Origin of the sequence: Sphingopyxis sp. SE2 (genome assembly GCF_032227185.1) — a bacterium.
Lineage (GTDB): Bacteria > Pseudomonadota > Alphaproteobacteria > Sphingomonadales > Sphingomonadaceae > Sphingopyxis.
Genome location: NZ_JAPMXW010000001.1, coordinates 1,156,652 through 1,174,182, shown reverse-complemented (window position 1 = coordinate 1,174,182; position 17,531 = coordinate 1,156,652). Strand labels below are relative to the sequence as shown.

Genomic DNA, 17,531 nt, shown 5'->3' with positions numbered 1-17,531 from the left:
AACCGGGATGAATTGTTATATTGCTGTGGCTTAGGGCGCTGTGCCGGCCATCACACCAGCGAAACCCGCGCCCCCGCATGCCGCTCGATCCGGCCCGCCAGCTCAAGTTCGAGGAGGACCAGCTGGACGGTCGCCGCCGCCTGCCCCGACTGCCGGACCAGTTCGTCGATCGCCACCGGCGTCGGCCCGAGCAGTTCGGCGACGCCGCGTCGCTCGCCCTCGCCCGCCTCGAACGGCGCAGCGGCCGCCGCATAGCGGCGCACCGGTTCCCGAACCATGCGCGTGTCGATCGGTCCGACCGCTTCCAGCACGTCGTCGACCGTCTGGATCAAGGTCGCGCCCTCGCGGATCAGCAGGTTGCAGCCCTGCGCGCGCGGGTCGAGCGGGGACCCCGGCACGGCCATCACCTCGCGGCCATAATCGCCGGCGCGACGTGCCGTGATCAACGACCCCGATTTCGGTGCCGCCTCGATCACCACGGTGCCGTGGGCAAGGCCGGCGATGATCCGGTTGCGTGAAGGGAAATGCCGCGCGAGCGGCTCGGTCCCCGGCGGCTGCTCGGCGATGAGCAGCTGATCGCTCGCGATCTTTTCCTGCAACGCGGCGTTTTCGGGCGGGAAGGCGATATCGATCCCGCTCGCGATCACGCCGACCGTTGCGCCGCCGAGCGCGCCGATGTGCGCGGCGGTGTCGACCCCGCGCGCCAGCCCGCTGACCACCGTGACCTCGCGCGCGGCGAGATCGGCGGCGAGTTGGCGCGCGAAGCGGCACGCGATCGCCGATGCGTTGCGCGCACCGACGATGGCGACGCACGGGCGGCGCAGCATCGCGGTGTCGCCGCGCACGACGACCACGGGCGGCGCGCCCTCGACCTCGCGCAGCATCGGCGAATAATCATCCTCGTCGCTGAAGATGTGCCGCGCTCCGAGCGCCGCGACCCGCTCGACCTCGCGCTCGGCGACGTCGAGCGGCGCGATCCGCGCCCGCCCCGCCCCGCCCCGCAGCACGAGGTCGGGCAAGGCCTCGAGCGCGGCCTCGCCCGACCCGAACCGCGCCATCAGCTGATGCCAGCTGATCGGCCCGACATGCGGCGTACGGATCAGCCGCAGCCGCGCCAGCCGCTCCGCGTGAGTCACTTAGGCCCTTTGCCGGCGCCGACTCGCGGCTCGGTTCCGGCGCGCAGCCGCGCGATATTTTCGCGATGCCGCCACAGTATAATCACCGCGAGCCCTGCGAGCCCGATCGCATAAATCGGATAGCCCAAAGCCAGCGCGGCGATCGGCGCCGACACCGCGCCGAGCATTCCGCCAAGCGACGAGATGCGCAGAAGCAGAACCGTGCCGAGCCAGACGACTGCGAATATCAGCCCGATCGGCCAGGCGAGCGCCAGCGCCAGCCCGAGCAGAGTCGCAACGCCCTTTCCGCCCCTGAAATTCAGCCACACGGGATAGCAATGGCCGATCATCGCCGCCGCGCCCGCTATCATAGCGGCATGATCGCCGAGTTCGGGAACGAAATGCCGCGCGAGCAACACCGCGACCGCGCCCTTCGCGCCGTCGAGGATCAGGGTCGCCGCCGCCAGCTCCTTGCGCCCCGTGCGCAGCACATTGGTCGCGCCGATATTGCCCGACCCGATCTGGCGCAGGTCGCCCGCGCCGAACAACCGCGTCAGGATGACGCCGAACGGGATCGAACCCAGCAGGTATCCCGCAGCGATCAGCAAAAATATCGTCATAAAATCCCCGCTCCGTTCGGCTCCTTTTGCCGGGGTTGGAAAAAGCAATCAACGGATTCGGACGGACGATCGCCGAAATGGATAAATCCGTCGTCCCCGCGCAGCCGGGGCCACGGGGCATTGACCTCTCACCGCCGCCTGCTAGGCGACGGACATGCACCCGCCGCCCCCTGACGCGCCCCTCCTTTTCTTCGATAGCGGCCTCGGCGGGCTCACCGTCCTCGGCCCCACGCGGGCGCTGCTGCCGACCGCACCGATCGTCTATGCCGCCGATTATGCCGGGTTGCCCTATGGCAGGAAGAGCGACGAGGAACTCGCCGCGCGCGTTCCGGCGCTGCTCGGCCGCCTCGTCGAGCGGTATCAGCCGCGGCTCGCCGTCATTGCGTGCAACACCGCCTCGACGATCGCGCTCGGCCACGTCCGCGCCGCGCTCGACCTGCCGATCGTCGGCACCGTCCCCGCCATCAAACCCGCGGCCGAAATGACGAAGACCGGCGTGATCGGCGTGCTCGGCACCGAAGCGACGGTCCGCCAACCCTATGTCGACGATCTGAGCGCGCGGTTCGCCGACGGAAAGACCGTGCTGCGTCATGGCAGCCCGGGCCTCGTCACCGGCGCCGAGGCCAAGCTGCGCGGCGAGGCGGTCGATCCCGATGCGATCGCGCATGCGATCGCGGGCCTGCGCGATCAGCCGGGTGGCGATGCGATCGACGTCATCATCCTCGCCTGCACGCACTTTCCGCTGCTCCAGCACGAATTGCAGGAGGCCGCGGGCCCCGAAGTCTGCCTGATCGACGGCGCCGCGGGCATTGCAAGACGCATCGCCCATCTCACCCAAGGTCAAGCCTGGCCCGACACGCCCCAGCCCGGCATTGCCGTCTTCACCCGCAGCGACGACCGCCCGCCCCCGCCGCTCGCCGCGCTTGCCCCCTATGGCATCGGATCGGTCGAAACGATCTAATTCACTCGGCGCCGCCGGCGCACGACGCCAGCCATGCGCGGTCCTCGGGCCCGGGACCTTGCTCGCCCAGTTCGTCCGCGCGCGGCATCCCCAAATGCTGGCCTGCGCCGGTGCAGGAGTGGGAATCGCGCCCACCATCGACCAACCGTCCGCCGCACAGGCCCAGCTTCCGGTCGATAACCTGCCAGCCCACCTTCGCCGCGCCCGAAGGCGCGCGTCCGCTGCAATAAGTGTCGGTCTCCGACCCCGGGTCGCCGCAAATCTTCTCGATATGCGCGGCATTGTCTTTTACCGTGCCGACAAAGCGCTGTTCATAATAGGCATTGGTCGCGAAATAGCGCTGGACGCCGCATAGCCGGTCGCCGCGCTGGGCGAGCATTTTATACTCGCAGATCTCCGCGCCCTGATATGTTTCGCAGCTCATCCAGCTCCCGTCGAAAGGTGCCGGCGCCTGCGCGGGTGCCGGGCTCGACGCCCAAAGCCCCGCAGCAATCGGCACGATGACGGTCATGACAAGACGCATAGCGGCATCCTTTCCATTTTCACTGGATTCGCAACTAGCCGTCGCGGATCGAATCTGGCGTGCGGTCGATCACAGCGATGGCGATATCAAGGCGATAGGACAATTTGCCCCAGTGCTGCGAATCGTTCGCACTGGCCTTCGGCGCTTTTCGGCGTTATTGGCCCGCATGTTAATAGCCGCCGGGGGAGCGGCGCCCAGAGCTTGACTGGAACCTGACTGCGGGGCTGAAACGTGAATTACGACGATATCTTCGCACGCGCGATCGATCGGCTGCACGAGGAGGGACGCTACCGCGTCTTCATCGATATCCTGCGCAACAAGGGCGCTTTCCCGAACGCGCGCTGCTTCGCCGGCCATAACGGGCCGAAGCCGATCACCGTCTGGTGCTCGAACGATTATCTCGCAATGGGCCAGCATCCCAAGGTCGTCGAGGCGATGGAAGAGGCGCTGCACGACGTCGGCGCCGGTTCGGGCGGCACGCGCAACATCGGCGGCAACACCCACTACCACATCGACCTCGAGCACGAACTCGCCGACCTGCACGGCAAGGACGGTGCGCTGCTCTTCACGTCGGGTTATATCTCGAACGAAGCGACGCTGGGCACGCTCGGCAAGCTCCTGCCCAACTGCATCATCTACTCGGACGAACTCAACCACGCCTCGATGATCGCGGGCATCCGCAATTCGGGCTGTGAAAAGCGCGTGTGGCGACACAACGACCTCGACCATCTCGAAGAACTGCTCGCCGCCGACGATCCCGAAGCGGCGAAGCTGATCGCGTTCGAAAGCGTCTATTCGATGGACGGCGACGTCGCCCCGATCCACGCGATCTGCGACCTTGCCGAGAAGTATAACGCGCTCACCTATTGCGACGAAGTTCATGCCGTCGGCATGTACGGCCCGCGCGGCGGCGGCATCACCGACCGCGACGAGGCTGCGCACCGCGTGACGATCATCGAAGGCACGCTCGGCAAGGCATTCGGCGTGATGGGCGGCTATATCGCCGCCGAGAAGAATATCATCGACGTGATCCGCAGCTATGCGCCCGGCTTCATCTTCACGACCAGCCTGTCGCCGGTGCTCGTCGCGGGCGTACTCGCGAGCGTGCGGCACCTCAAATCGTCGAGCGTCGAGCGCGAGGCGCAGCAGCAAGCCGCCGCCTATCTCAAGCAAAGCTTCCGCGACGCCGGTCTGCCGGTGATGGATTCGACCACGCACATCGTCCCGCTGATGGTCGGCGACCCGGTGCGCGCGAAGAAGATCAGCGACATATTGCTCGCCGAATATGGCGTCTATGTGCAGCCGATCAATTTCCCGACCGTGCCGCGCGGCACCGAACGCCTGCGCTTTACGCCCGGCCCGGCGCATGACGAAGCGATGATGCGCGAACTCACCGAGGCGCTCGTCGAAATCTGGGACCGGCTCGAACTGCAGCTTCTGAAGGCGGCGTGAGGACCGCGCCCGGTTATGACGACGTCGTCGTCGGACGACGCTCGATCCGCGGCTTCCTCGACAAGTCCGTTCCCAGGGAACTGATCGCCGAGATACTCGAGGTCGCGATGCGCGCGCCTTCGTCGTTCAATAACCAGTGCTGGAATTTCTCGGTCGTCACCGGCGCGCCGCTTGCGGCGATCCGCCAAGGCAACACCGACGGCATTCTCGCGGGCAAACCCGACAGCCGCGAATTCCGCCGCTTCGACGGCATCGCCGACGACCATCGCGCGCGCCAGATCGAGATCGCCAAGCAATTGTTCGGTGCGATGGGCATCGCGCGCGAGGACAAGGACGCGCGGCAGGATTGGGTGCTGCGCGGCTTTCGTCAGTTCGACGCGCCGGTCAGCATCGTCGTCACCTATGACCGCGTGCTGCTCGGCAGCGACATCGCGCCCTTCGATTGCGGCGCGGTGACCAACGCGCTGGTCAACGCGGCATGGTCGCGCGGGCTCGGCTGCGTGATCAACAGCCAGGGGATCATGCAGAGCCCCGTCGTGCGCGAACATGCGCGCATCCCCGACGATCAGGTGATCATGATCTGCGTCGCGATGGGCTGGCCCGATGGCGACTTTCCGGCGAATGCCGTGGTGTCGAAGCGCAAGGGCGTTGACGAGGCGGTGCGGTTCGTCGGTTTCGACGACTGATTCCCGGGCGACAGCATATTGGCGACGCGATAAGCTAGGGCGAGAATCCGACGCCGTCGATCACGAAAGATTGCCATGCCTGCAACGCGTTACAGCTACACCGCCATCGCGCTTCACTGGCTCATCGCGCTGCTTCTGGCCTTCCAGATCGCGCTCGGCTGGGCGCTCGAGGGGAACAACAGCCCCGAACTCTTCGCGCGATATCAGCTCCACAAATCGATCGGCATCACGATCCTGCTACTCAGCGTCGCGCGGCTCGCCATCCGGTTCATCCTGCCGCGCCCGCCCGCATCCGACGGTCCGGCGTGGGCGCGCATGCTTGCCGCCATCGTCCATTGGCTCTTCTACCTCGTGATGATTCTCGGCCCCCTCACCGGCTGGCTGCTCGTATCGACGGCGCGGGTGCAGGTGCCGACGCTGCTCTACGGCATCCTCCCTTGGCCGCACCTGCCCGTCGGCCGCAGTTGGCACGAACCCGCCGAGAGCCTCCACGGTGCAATGGCATGGATCGCGATCGGGCTGTTCCTGCTCCATATCGCGGGGGCATTTCGCCACCAGTGGCTGCTCGGCAAGCCCGAACTGCAGCGCATGATCCCCTTCGCGCGCGGCAAGGCCGTCGGCGCGGCGATCGGCGCGCTGGCGCTCCTCGCGGGCGCGTTCGCCGTGGGGCAGACGATCTATCCCGAGAGGAGCCGGACAGTCGCGGAGAAGGCGGTGCCGGTGCCGACTGCGGCGCCCGTCGTGCCCGCAGTGGCGCCCGCCGCTTCCGCGACCGACGACGCCAAGGCGCCTGTCGAGGATGTCGCCAAGGAGGCTCCCGAGGACAAGGGCGAACCGCTCGCAGACTGGACCGTCGCGCCGGGCGGCCGCCTCGGCTTCACCGCGCGCTGGAACGGCGAGGCCGTAAACGGCAGCTTTGGCCGCTGGCGCGCCGCGATCCGCTTCAGCCCCGACGAACTCGTTAAGTCGAATATCCGCGTGACGATCGACCTTACGTCGGCCGACACGGGCGACGGACAGCGCGACGATTCGCTGAAAGGGAGCGATTTCTTCAACACCGCCGTGCAGCCGAACGCGGTCTTCACCGCGCGCGACGTCCGGCACCTTGGCGGCGACCGCTACGAAGCGCGCGGAACGCTCGACCTGCGCGGCGCCAGCAAGCCCGCGACCGTGCGCTTCACGCTGCGCATCGACGGGGACGAGGCGCGCGTTGCCGGCACCGCGCGCATCGATCGCACCGCTTTTGGTGTTGGGCAGGGCGAATGGACCGCGACCGACGCGATCGCCGCCGCGGTCGACGTCGATTTCTCGTTCAACGCCATCCGCACAGCACCCTGATCAGCGCGGCGACCGCCTGTCGATCCTGAGCGACCAGGCATAGCCGCGATGGAGACGCTCTACCGACATTTTTCCACCGATATCATTCGCCACTTCGCGTCCCGCTTCGATCAGCATCGCGCGCGGCTCGACATGAAAGCGAGCCAGCCAGCCCAGGAGCACAGCACGCCACCAGCCAGGCAGATCCTCCTGCTGACCGAAATCGACGATGTGGAGCGAGCCGTTGGCCGACAAGTGACGCATCGCTTCGCGCATCGCGCGCTGCCAGTCGGGGATCATCGACAGCGTATAGCTTTGGAATATCCGGTCGAACCCGTCGATCCGGAACAGCGCGTTCGGATCGAAATCGGTCGCATCGCCCGCTGCCACGCTGATCCTTTTGGAGAGTCCGGCGCGCGCGATCGAGGCGCGTGCGCTTTTCAGCATCTCCTCTGAAATATCGATGCCATAGAAACGCGCGCCGGGCCAGCATCGCGCCGCGGCAATCAGATTGCGTCCGGTTCCGCATCCGATTTCGAGTACCCGGCCGCCCACCGGCGGCGTCAGCTCGTCGATCAACCGGTCGCGGCCGAGCAGATAATATTTGCGGGTCAGATCATAGATATGACGCTGGCCGCGATAGACGCCATCCATCAGCGCGGCATGCCCCTCCCCCCGGCGCATGCCTCAATCCTTCAGCATATAAAGATGGACCCCGCCATAGATCGCGGATCGATCGCGACGCGTATAGTCGCGCGACGCTTGCTCGCGATAGATCCAGCGGCTGAGCAAATCGCCGGGAAGCCGACCGGGCAGCAGGCTCGGCTCGGCGGCAGTGCGGAACAGCACGCGCGCGCCGGGCCGCGCGGTGCGCGTCACCTCGGTCCACAGCGCGGCGAGCTGCGCGTCGCTCATCCAGTCCTGCGCGTCGAGAAATATATATCGGTCGAAACTGGCCGCGTCGGCAGCGGCAAGCATGTCGGTCATGTTGGCATGCAGCATCGTCACGCGCGCCGCGCGCGCCTTCACCGCCGCATAGTTTTCGGCCTGCAGATAGGGCGGCAGCGGCATCGTCACGCCCTTCCCGTAACCGCGTCCGAACGCCTGCCAGGCGAAATAATTCTCCTCCAGCGGAAAGTCGCAGGCGAGCTTTTCGAGCCGCGCACGGAGCACATCGGCCATCGGCCTGCCGGAAGCGAGCGCGTCATATTGTGCCGGCGGGATGCCGAGCCCGAAGAGCGAGGAGCGCTGATCGGTCACCCAGCGGATGAATTTCCGGTCGAAAAAGGGCGCGAACTTGGCGTCGAAGATCGCCCGCTGTTCCGCGATCGTCTTGGCTTCGAGGAACTGCCGCGGATCGACGCGGTGCATCCTTGCGACAAGATGCGCGAGTCCGATGAAGTTTCCGAGCAGTCCGCGTTTGTAGAGCCCGCGCGCGAAGCCGTTGATGCGGCGGCGCCCGGCGATGTCGCGGCCTTCCCAATAGCGGCGGCTCGTCTCGTCGAGATAGGGACGGACGAACGCGCGATAGTCGGCGATATTCGCGTTGCTGTCGGCATCGGCAAAGAAGCGCCGGAAGCTGAGATAGTCGGGAAGCCGCTGTATTGCGACGCGTTTCAGGTTATTCAGCGCGACATGCGCGGTGTTGAGGTCCACCGCGACGATCTCGGCGGGATTGGCGGTCAGATAGGAAAAGACATTGCAGCCGCCGCTTGCGATCGTTGCGATCCGGTTGCCCGGCCCGATTGCCAGCGCCTCCATATCGACGACCGGATCTTCCCAAATCTGGGCATAGACAAGGCCCTTGAACGCCAGCGCGAAGGCGCGGTCGAGCAAGCGCTGCTTTTGCTCGGCATCTTCGCGCACAACGGCAGCGGCGATCGTGCGGTTCGGCTGTGTGGCCATGCGACATGGTCTCCCTGAGACAGGTTGTCCCCGGGGCCGCCCATGCCAGCGATTCTTGCCATTCCCGCTACGGTTCGGTGACAAAGCCGCGACAGCGTCAAAAAACCATGCCGCGATACTCACCATGCTTTAATCGCGGCAATAACCCTCGCCTTCTTTCACGATCAGGCATTCCTTCTTGCCCGCCAGATATTTGAGCCCGGTATCCTCGCCATTGCCGCGGTGGAGGCTCAGATCCTCACCGCCACGCTTGAACCGGATGCCATGCTCGCTGTCCTCACCGTCATAGGTTCCCTTGGTGTCGAGGTCCGACTGCATCTCAAGTTTGTATTTTCCGGGCTCGGCCGTCGTGATCGTGACGTACATGCCCTCGACGCCGGTCCACTTGCCCGCCCAACTGGCGAAGCGGTGCGGCGCGGTTGCCGGGTCGGTGGCTTCGGCGGTTTCGGGCGGTGCGGTTTCGACCGGAACCTCGGTCGTGGTCGTATCGGTCGGGGCGGGCGCCTCGGCCTTTTCGCAGCCGGCCAGCAGCACGAGCGCCGCGGCGCTCGCCAGAATTACGCTTTTCTGCATCTTGCTTCTCCTTCCCCGTCCAAACGCATGCGGGCGGATAAGTTTCCGCCAGCCTATTCGGTGATGATCTCGGCGAATTTCAGCGGGTCGACATTGCCGCCCGACAGGGTGACGAGCGTCGCATCGGTCACCCATACTTTCCCCGCGAGCACCGCCGCGAGCGCCGCCGCGCCGCCGGGCTCGACGACGAGGTGCAGTCTCTCGAACGCCAGCCGCATCGCATCGCGCACTTCGCTCCGCGTCACAACGACGCCCTTTACGCCGCGCGCCTGCAGTACCGCGAAGTTGATGGGCCAGGTTTCGGGCGTCTGAAGCGCGTCGCATTCGGTCGGATAGGCCATATCCTCGACCGAGAGGATTTTGCCCGCGGCAAGGCTGCGCGTCACATCGTCCCAGCCCTCGGGTTCGACCGCGACGATCTCGGCATCGGGCAAGGCAAGCGCGAGCCCCGCCGACAGACCGCCGCCGCCGCAACAGGCGATCACCTTGTCGGGGCCGTCGATGCCGCGCGCCTTCATCTGCGCCGCCGCCTCGATCCCGGCGCTGCCCTGTCCCTCGATGATCCACGGGTCGCCATAGGCATGGACGAGCGTTCCGCCGCGCTCGGCGAGCAGCTTGGCGGCGACCGCGTCGCGCGATTCGGTGACGCGGTCATAGAGCACCACCTCGGCGCCGAGCTTGCGCGTCGCGGCGAGCTTCATCGCCGGCGCATTGCTCGGCATCACGATCGTCGCCTTGATCCCCAGCCGCTTCGCCGCCCAGGCGACCCCCTGCGCATGGTTGCCGCTCGACACCCCGACGACGCCTTCATTGGCCTGTTCGGGGCTGAGGTCGGTCAGCCGGTGCCACGCGCCGCGGATCTTGAAGGCGCCGACCGGCTGCAGGCACTCGGCCTTGCACCAGATCGTCCTGCCATCGACCTCAAGCGGCAGCAGCGGGGTCGGCGGCAGCAATGCAGCGACTTTCGCCGCCGCGCGTTCGACCCCTGCAAGCGTGGGCGTACGTGTCGGATCGATCAGGGCTTCGGGGCTTTGCTGTGTCATGGCTTCGTCCTATAGGGCGCGGCATACAACACAAGCCGCAGCATAGCGGGCAGGAGATTTTTCATGAGCAAGGTATTGGTGATCGGCGCGGGCGGCGTCGGTTCGGTCGCGGTGCACAAGATGGCGATGAACCCCGACATCTTTCCCGACATCACGCTGGCGAGCCGCCGCAAGTTCAAATGCGACGCGATCGCCGAGTCGGTGAAGGAACGCACGGGCGTCACGATCAAGACCGCCGAGGTCGACGCCGATCATATCGACGCGACCGCGGCGCTGATCCGCTCGATCGGCGCGACGCATGTCGTGAACCTCGCGCTCCCCTATCAGGATCTCACGATCATGGAGGCGTGCCTGTCGACCGGCGCGCATTATCTCGACACCGCGAATTACGAACCGCGCGACGAGGCGAAGTTCGAATATCACTGGCAATGGGCGTATCAGGACCGCTTCAAGGAAGCCGGGCTGATGGCGTTGCTCGGCTCGGGCTTCGACCCCGGCGTCACCAGCGTCTTCACGACCTGGCTCAGGAAACATCATTTCGACCGCATCGACACGCTCGACATTCTCGACTGCAACGGCGGCGACCATGGCCAGCATTTCGCGACCAACTTCAATCCCGAGATCAACATCCGTGAAGTGACCGCGGTCGCGCGCCACTGGGAAAATGGCGACTGGGTCGAAACCCCGCCGATGTCGGTGAAGCAGTCGTTCGACTTCGAGGAAGTCGGCCCGAAGAATATGTATCTCATGTATCATGAGGAAATCGAAAGCCTGAAGACGCACCTGCCCGAGATCAAACGCATCCGCTTCTGGATGACCTTTGGCGACGCCTATATCCAGCATCTGACCGTGCTGCAGAATGTCGGCATGACGCGGATCGACCCGGTAATCTACGAGGGCCGCGAGATCATCCCGCTGCAGTTCCTGAAGGCCGTGCTTCCCGAGCCGTCGAGCCTTGGCGAGACGACGAAGGGCAAGACCAACATCGGCGTCATTGCGACCGGCCTCGGCAAGGACGGCAAGGAAAAGACGCTCTATCTCTACAATATCTGCGATCACGAGGACGCGTTCGCCGAAACGGGCAATCAGGCGGTGAGCTATACCACCGGCGTCCCGGCGATGATCGGCGCCGCGATGATGGTCACCGGCACCTGGTCGGGTAACGGGGTGTTCAACATGGAGCAGATGGATCCCGATCCTTTCATGGACATGCTGAACAAGCACGGCCTGCCGTGGCAGGTGAAGGAACTCGCGGGTCCGCTTGATTTCTAAAGGCCCGCCATCCCAAAAATCCGTCATCCCGGCGAAGGCCGGGATCTCGCCGGCGCGTCGATGCGATAGGGCGAGATCCCGGCCTTCGCCGGGATGACGACATCGCAGGGTTGGCGCGCTAAGGATCGGGCATGAGAATCGCCCTCCTGACTGCCGCGCTGCTTGCGGCTTTCGCCACCCCCGTCGCAGCCCAATCCGACGATCCCTATGCCCCCGCTCGTGCGATCATCGCCGACATCGGCAAGATCGTGACGCCGAACGGGGTACAGGAGACGTTCGAGGTCACGCTCGGCGGCGCGCGGCAGGTCGTGAACGTCCGCGGCTCGGACAAGGCGAATCCGATCCTGATCTTCGTCCATGGCGGTCCGGGCGCGGTCGAGATGCCCTTCGCATGGGCCTTCCAGCGGCCATGGGAGGATGTCTTCACGGTCGTGCAATATGATCAGCGCGGCGCCGGACGCAGCTATCCGCTCAACGACCCCGCGACGCTCGCGCCGACGATGACGCCCGAACGCTATCGCGACGACGCCATCGAACTGATCGAGCTACTCAAGAAACGCTATGCCAAGCGCAAGGTCGTGCTGATGGGGCACAGCTGGGGCTCGATCGTCGGCCTGTCGGTCGCGGTCGAGCGGCCCGACCTTCTCTACGCCTATGTCGGCGTCGGCCAGGGCATCGATTTTCGCGAAGGTGAAAAAACGGGCATGGCGTGGACGCGCGCAAAGGCGCTCGCGGCGGGCAATACGGAAGCCGTCGCGGCGCTCGACGCACTCGCCCCCTATCCGCAAGGCGAATTCACCATCGCCAAGGCCGACGGCTGGCGCAAATATGCGATCCCCTACGGATCGCTCATCTACAACAAGCCCGACCTCAAATATTATTTCCAGACCCCGCGCCTGTCGCCCGAATATGGGCCAGCAGACGTGCAGGCTTGGGGCAAGGGCAGCGAATTTTCGGTGACGACGCTCTGGCCGCGCCTCGCCGATGTCAGCTTCACGAAAGTGAAGAAGATGGACGTGCCGATCGTCTTCCTGCTCGGACGGCATGATTATACTGTCCCTTCGCCTGTTGCGGCCCAGTGGTTCGGACAGGTCAAGGCACCCTCGAAGAAGCTCGTCTGGCTCGAACATTCGGCGCATATGCCGATGGTCGAGGAACCGGGGCATTTCTTCGCCGCGCTGTTTCGCGACGTGCTGCCGCTGACCGCGACGAAAGACCCGAAATGACCGCCTGGCTCGCGCCCATCGGGCTGCTGTTCGTTTCGAACATCTTCATGACCTTCGCCTGGTATGGACAACTCGGGGCGGTGTCGCGGCCGGTGTGGCTCGCGGTGCTGATCGCGTGGGGGATCGCCTTTTTCGAATATTGCCTCGTCATCCCGGCGAACCGGATCGGCTATGGCGTTTACAGCGCCGCCGAACTCAAGACCTTGCAAGAAGTGATCACGCTGATCATATTCGCCGGGTTCGCGGTCTTCTGGCTCGGTGAGAAGCTGACCTTGAACCATCTCGTCGGCTTCGGTCTGATCGCGGCGGGGGCGTTCTTCATCTTCAAGGGACCCATCGCGGTCTGACTTAATTCAGGAATCCCAAGCGACATGGAAACCCGTGCCGGCGACCCCGGAGCCTTTGCCCGCTTCGACCTGAGCCGCGTCCCCTCTCCCGCCTTCGTCGTCGATGCAGCGAAAGTGCGCGCGAACCTCGCGCTGCTCCGTCATATCGGCGACGCATCGGGCGCGCGCGTGCTCGCGGCGCTCAAGGCCTTTTCGATGTGGTCGCTGGGATCGACCGTCGCCGACTATCTCGACGGCGTGTGCGCCTCGGGCCTCTACGAAGCAAAGCTCGGCCGCAGCGAATATGGCGGCGAAGTCGCGACCTATTGCGCGGGCTACAAGGAGATCGACCTGCCCGAGATCGCGGCGCTGTCGGACCATCTCATCTTCAATTCGCCCGGTCAGATTGCGCGCTTCCGCCCGCTGCTCGACGAGTTGCGCGCCCAAGGCGCGACGTTCGACATCGGCCTGCGCATCAACCCGATGCACAGCGAGGGCGAGGTCGCGAAATACGACCCCGCCGCGCCGTGCAGCCGCCTCGGCTTTCCGATCAGCCAATTGCTGCCCGAGCATATGGAGGGCGTCGACGGCGTCCATATGCACAGCCTGTGCGAGCAGGATTTTCCGCCGCTCCAGCGCACCTGGGACGCGGTGCAGCCGATGCTGCGCCCCTTTTTCAACCAGCTCAAATGGATTAATTTCGGCGGCGGGCACCATGTGACGCGCGCCGACTATCAGGTCGACGACCTGATCGCCTTCCTCAAACAGGTGCGCGCGGCGACCGATTGCGACGTGATGATCGAACCCGGCGAAGCGATCGCGCTCGACGCGGGCATTCTGGTAGGCGAAATCCTCGACCTGTTCGACAATGGCATGCCGATCGGTATCACCGACATATCGGCGACTTGCCACATGCCCGACGTGATCGAGGCGCCCTACCGTCCGGCGATGCTCGATGAAGGTAGCGAGGGCATGCCCACGCGTCTCGGCGGCCCGTCGTGCCTCGCGGGCGACGTGATCGGCGACTATCGCCTGCCCGGCGGCGCGCGGATCGGCCAGCGCTTCGCCTTTCTCGACCAGGCGCATTATTCGATGGTCAAGACGAACACCTTCAACGGCGTGCCGCTGCCGTCGATCTGGCTGTGGGACAGCGAGAGTGACGAACTGACGCAGATCCGCGAATTCGGTTACGAGGATTTCAAGACGCGGCTGGGGTAATTGATCCTCCCCGTGGCGAAGCCATGGGGAGGTGGCAGCGCGGAGCGCTGACGGAGGGGCTGTGACGCCGCCCCTCCACCACCACTCGCTACGCGAGCGGTCCCCCTCCCCATCGCTTCGCGGCAGGGAGGATTATTGGGTGCCAAGCTCCGCCAGCGCCTGATGGATGTCGCTGACCACGACCGATCCCTCGCCGACCGACGAGGCGACGCGCTTCACCGATCCCTTGCGAACGTCGCCGACGGCATAGATGCGCGGCCAGCTCGTCTCGAACCGGCTCGGCATGCGGTCGAGCGACCAGCCCGCCTTGACGAGCTCGAGCGGAGCGATGTCTGTGCCGGTCTTCACGAAGCCGCGCTCGTCGCACACCATTTCCTTGGGCAGCCAACTCGTGTTCGGGCTTGCGCCCAGAAAGAGGAACAGGAAGCCGCAATCGCAATGCCCCTCGTCTCCGGTTTCGCGACAACGATAGGTCAGGCCCGCCAGATGTTCTTCGCCGTGCAGCGCGACGACGTCGGTCGACGGGATGATCTCGATATTCGGATGCTCCTCCAGCCGCTTGACGAGATACTCCGACATCGTCTCGCGGAGGCTGCCGCGACGGAAAATCACATAGACCTTCTTCGCGACGCTCGCGAGATAGATCGCCCCCTGCCCCGCCGAATTGCCCGCTCCGACGATCGTCACCTCGGCGTCGCTGCACAGCTGCGCCTCCATCGGCGTCGCGCCATAATAGATGCCGCGGCCCTCATAGGCCTCTATCCCGTCGATCGGCAGGCTCTGATATTTCGCGCCGCTCGCCACGACCACCGCACGGCTGCGCAGCTTGCGTCCGTCGGCGAGGTGCAGGCAATAGGCGTCGCCGTCGCGATTAATCGACGCGGCGCGCACCGGCGACACCAGCCGCGCACCGAATTTCTGCGCCTGAACCGTCGCGCGGCGCGCTAGCTCGTTCCCCGAAATGCCGGTCGGAAAGCCGAGATAATTTTCGATCTTCGACGAAGTGCCCGCCTGTCCGCCCGGCGCGAGCGAATCCAGCGCGATGACCGTCAGCCCTTCTGAGGCGGCATAGACCGCCGCCGCGAGCCCGCCGGGCCCGCTCCCGACGACGAGCACATCGGCGGTCGCGCCATCCGGAAGCAGATCGAGCCCGAGCCCCACCGCAAGCTGCTCGGGGGTCGGTTGCACCAGCACTTCGGCGGCGCCGAGGATCGCGACCGGCAGCTGATCCTCGGTCAGCCCGCGCTCGGCGAGCAGATGTCCTGCGACCGGCCCGTCGGCGGGGTCGAACCAGCGATGCGCGACGCCGTGCTTCATCAACAGGTCGCGTATCGCATAGACGCTGCGATCCATCGCCGCGCCGATGATGATCGTGACGGCAAAGCCGCGGTGCTTGCTGAACTCGCGTCGCGCCGAAAGCACGCGGACGAAGATATCCGAATAATGGCTGTTGCTCGCGATCAGCCGCTGGAAATCGGCGTGAGCGATGCGAATGATCTCGCCGTCCGCGCCCATTTCGACGCGCGACAGGTGGCGCTGACCGGTCAGGACCGACAGGTCGCCCGAAAACTGTCCGCGCTCCATCCAGCCGACGCGTTTGCGCCCCTCGTCGGTCGACGCATAGATATCGGTATGCCCCGACAGGGTGATGATGCAGTCGGGCGCCATCGCGCCTTCCTCGACGATCAGGTCGCCGGCGCGATGCGACTCGATCGTGCCATAGGCTGCCAATTCTTCGAGTTCCGCGTCGGAAAAGTCATGATTCACGTCGGCGCGAGACACCATGGCGGGGAGGTCCTTTTCGGCTTTGACTATGTGCCGTCTCTAGCGCGACGACAAAGCCTTGTCTCGTACTCGTCTCGCATTGCGCGGCTCGACGCGGTTTGACACGGATCGGCCCCGGTTCGACTTCGCCTGTTACCATCGCGTTACAAAATTGCGAGGGAGGGTCTTTACAGGGGAGACCCCCCGCCATATATGCGCAACCCGCTGCCCCAGGGGGACTTCCAATAACCGCAAGGCAGCCTTGGATGTTTAACGTTATTTTTGGGGGTCCCTTGAGTTGCACCAGCATCATAGCGCCCACGGGCTGATTCAGGCACTTTCGCCGGTCGAACCTGTTACGCTTGTCCGCCCGCATGCCGCGCGGCGCGCAGCGCGTTTCTTCATCGAGCGATTTCCCGGCACGACCATGTATGCGGTCAAGGCGAATCCGTCGCCCGACCTGCTGCGCGTGCTGTGGGATTCGGGTGTCACCCATTATGACGTCGCGTCGATCGCCGAGGTCCGCCTCGTTGCGCGCACGCTGCCGCAGGCGACGCTCTGCTTCATGCACCCGGTGAAGGCCGAGGAAGCGATTTCCGAAGCTTATTGGAAGCATGGCGTGCGCACTTTCTCGCTCGACACGCTCGACGAGCTCGAAAAGATCGTCCGCGCGACCGAAGGCGCGCAGGATCTGAACCTGCTCGTGCGCCTGCGCGTCTCGTCGGACCATTCGAAGCTCAGCCTCGCCGCCAAGTTCGGCGCCGAGCCCGACGAGGTCGCCGAACTGCTGATGGCGACGCGGCAGGCCGCCGACGCGCTCGGTATCTGCTTCCACGTCGGCAGCCAGGCGATGACGCCGCACGCCTATGCGCAGGCGATGGAGCGCGTCCGCGCCGCGATCGTCGCGGCGTCGGTCACCGTCGACATCATCGATGTCGGGGGCGGCTTTCCCTCATCCTATCCGGGCATGGAGCCGCCGCCGCTCGACGCCTACTTCGAGACGATCCACCGCAGCTTCGAAAGCCTGCCGATCAGCTATTCGGCCGAACTCTGGTGCGAACCGGGCCGCGCGCTGTCGGCCGAGTATAGCTCGCTGATCGTCCGCGTCGAAAAGCGCCGCGGCGAGGAACTCTACATTAACGACGGCGCCTATGGCGCGCTGTTCGACGCCGCGCATGTCGGCTGGCGCTTTCCGGTCACGCTGCAGCGCGACGCGGGCAGCGACGCCGAGATGGTGCCGTTCAGCTTCTACGGCCCGACCTGCGACGATCTCGACCATATGGCGGGGCCTTTCTTCCTGCCTGCCGACATCAAGGCCGGCGATTTCATCGAGATCGGGATGCTCGGCGCCTATGGCTGCGCGATGCGGACCAAGTTCAACGGCTTCGGCGCCGACGAGACCCATGTCGTCAGCGACGAACCCATGGTCAGCCTCTATACGGGCGAAGTCGAACAGGAACGCCGCAGCGCGACGGTGACCAAGCTGTTCTGACGGACGGCAATTCGGAAAAAAAGAGGGCCGGCGCGCGA

Annotated in this window: 17 protein-coding genes; 9 read left to right on the top strand and 8 right to left on the bottom strand. The window is 65.3% G+C overall.

What is annotated here, in order from left to right; all coding sequences use genetic code 11:
• Positions 1-50: 50 nt before the first annotated feature.
• Positions 51-1,136, bottom strand: coding sequence for a DNA-processing protein DprA (gene dprA, locus OVY29_RS05515; RefSeq protein WP_037555747.1), 1,086 nt, complete (start codon positions 1,134-1,136; stop codon positions 51-53).
• On the bottom strand, positions 1,133-1,735 hold the full coding sequence (plsY, locus tag OVY29_RS05510) for a glycerol-3-phosphate 1-O-acyltransferase PlsY (protein ID WP_037555746.1): 603 nt from the start codon (positions 1,733-1,735) through the stop codon (positions 1,133-1,135). Before plsY ends, dprA begins: the two co-directional genes overlap by 4 nt.
• Before the next feature lie 154 nt (positions 1,736-1,889).
• On the opposite strand from plsY, the gene murI reads away from it, so the two are divergent.
• Complete coding sequence (gene murI / locus OVY29_RS05505) at positions 1,890-2,696, top strand: glutamate racemase (protein WP_037555745.1); 807 nt, start codon at positions 1,890-1,892, stop codon at positions 2,694-2,696.
• 1 nt (position 2,697) lies between these two features.
• Here murI and OVY29_RS05500 read toward each other — a convergent pair whose 3' ends face one another.
• Positions 2,698-3,219 (bottom strand): hypothetical protein, encoded by a 522-nt coding sequence (locus OVY29_RS05500; protein ID WP_037555743.1) that lies wholly within the window; start codon positions 3,217-3,219, stop codon positions 2,698-2,700.
• Between the two features lie 231 nt (positions 3,220-3,450).
• On the opposite strand from OVY29_RS05500, the gene hemA reads away from it, so the two are divergent.
• The 3 genes from hemA to OVY29_RS05485 all read left to right on the top strand — a co-directional run bounded on the left by hemA (position 3,451) and on the right by OVY29_RS05485 (position 6,695).
• Positions 3,451-4,671 carry a 5-aminolevulinate synthase gene (hemA, locus tag OVY29_RS05495; RefSeq protein ID WP_037555742.1) on the top strand — a complete coding sequence of 407 codons (1,221 nt, stop codon included), beginning with the start codon at positions 3,451-3,453 and terminating at the stop codon, positions 4,669-4,671.
• Positions 4,668-5,357, top strand: coding sequence for a nitroreductase family protein (locus tag OVY29_RS05490; RefSeq protein ID WP_037555741.1), 690 nt, complete (start codon positions 4,668-4,670; stop codon positions 5,355-5,357). Before hemA ends, OVY29_RS05490 begins: the two co-directional genes overlap by 4 nt.
• Before the next feature lie 75 nt (positions 5,358-5,432).
• Complete coding sequence (locus OVY29_RS05485; protein WP_052182280.1) at positions 5,433-6,695, top strand: YceI family protein; 1,263 nt, start codon at positions 5,433-5,435, stop codon at positions 6,693-6,695.
• Here OVY29_RS05485 and OVY29_RS05480 read toward each other — a convergent pair whose 3' ends face one another.
• From OVY29_RS05480 to OVY29_RS05465, 4 genes are all read right to left on the bottom strand, one after another.
• Complete coding sequence (locus OVY29_RS05480; RefSeq protein WP_313911098.1) at positions 6,696-7,358, bottom strand: class I SAM-dependent methyltransferase; 663 nt, start codon at positions 7,356-7,358, stop codon at positions 6,696-6,698.
• A 3-nt stretch (positions 7,359-7,361) separates the two neighbouring features.
• Positions 7,362-8,579 carry a DUF3419 family protein gene (locus OVY29_RS05475; protein WP_313911097.1) on the bottom strand — a complete coding sequence of 406 codons (1,218 nt, stop codon included), beginning with the start codon at positions 8,577-8,579 and terminating at the stop codon, positions 7,362-7,364.
• A gap of 129 nt (positions 8,580-8,708) precedes the next feature.
• Positions 8,709-9,152: a hypothetical protein gene (locus tag OVY29_RS05470; RefSeq protein WP_037555737.1), complete on the bottom strand. Its 444-nt coding sequence runs from the start codon at positions 9,150-9,152 to the stop codon at positions 8,709-8,711.
• 53 nt (positions 9,153-9,205) lie between these two features.
• The gene (locus OVY29_RS05465) at positions 9,206-10,195 is read right to left on the bottom strand and encodes a threonine/serine dehydratase (protein ID WP_037555736.1); all 990 of its coding nucleotides are present in this window, start codon (positions 10,193-10,195) and stop codon (positions 9,206-9,208) included.
• Between the two features lie 63 nt (positions 10,196-10,258).
• Here OVY29_RS05465 and OVY29_RS05460 point away from each other — a divergent pair, with 63 nt between their 5' ends.
• The 4 genes from OVY29_RS05460 (at position 10,259) to OVY29_RS05445 (ending at position 14,237) form a co-directional block, all read left to right on the top strand.
• Entirely contained in the window at positions 10,259-11,467 is a 1,209-nt protein-coding gene (locus tag OVY29_RS05460; RefSeq protein ID WP_037555735.1) for a saccharopine dehydrogenase family protein, read from the top strand.
• 131 nt (positions 11,468-11,598) lie between these two features.
• Positions 11,599-12,693: an alpha/beta fold hydrolase gene (locus tag OVY29_RS05455; RefSeq protein ID WP_037555734.1), complete on the top strand. Its 1,095-nt coding sequence runs from the start codon at positions 11,599-11,601 to the stop codon at positions 12,691-12,693.
• A complete protein-coding gene (locus OVY29_RS05450; RefSeq protein ID WP_037555733.1) occupies positions 12,690-13,040 on the top strand; it encodes a DMT family protein in 351 nt (116 codons plus the stop codon). The genes OVY29_RS05455 and OVY29_RS05450 overlap by 4 nt, the downstream gene beginning before the upstream one ends.
• 24 nt (positions 13,041-13,064) lie before the next feature.
• A complete protein-coding gene (locus OVY29_RS05445; RefSeq protein ID WP_037555732.1) occupies positions 13,065-14,237 on the top strand; it encodes a carboxynorspermidine decarboxylase in 1,173 nt (390 codons plus the stop codon).
• A 132-nt stretch (positions 14,238-14,369) separates the two neighbouring features.
• Here OVY29_RS05445 and OVY29_RS05440 read toward each other — a convergent pair whose 3' ends face one another.
• A complete protein-coding gene (locus tag OVY29_RS05440; RefSeq protein ID WP_037555731.1) occupies positions 14,370-16,022 on the bottom strand; it encodes an FAD-dependent oxidoreductase in 1,653 nt (550 codons plus the stop codon).
• Positions 16,023-16,299: 277 nt separating this feature from the next.
• Between OVY29_RS05440 and OVY29_RS05435 the strand changes: the two genes are divergently transcribed.
• Positions 16,300-17,493 carry a type III PLP-dependent enzyme gene (locus OVY29_RS05435; protein WP_037555730.1) on the top strand — a complete coding sequence of 398 codons (1,194 nt, stop codon included), beginning with the start codon at positions 16,300-16,302 and terminating at the stop codon, positions 17,491-17,493.
• Positions 17,494-17,531 lie beyond the last annotated feature (38 nt).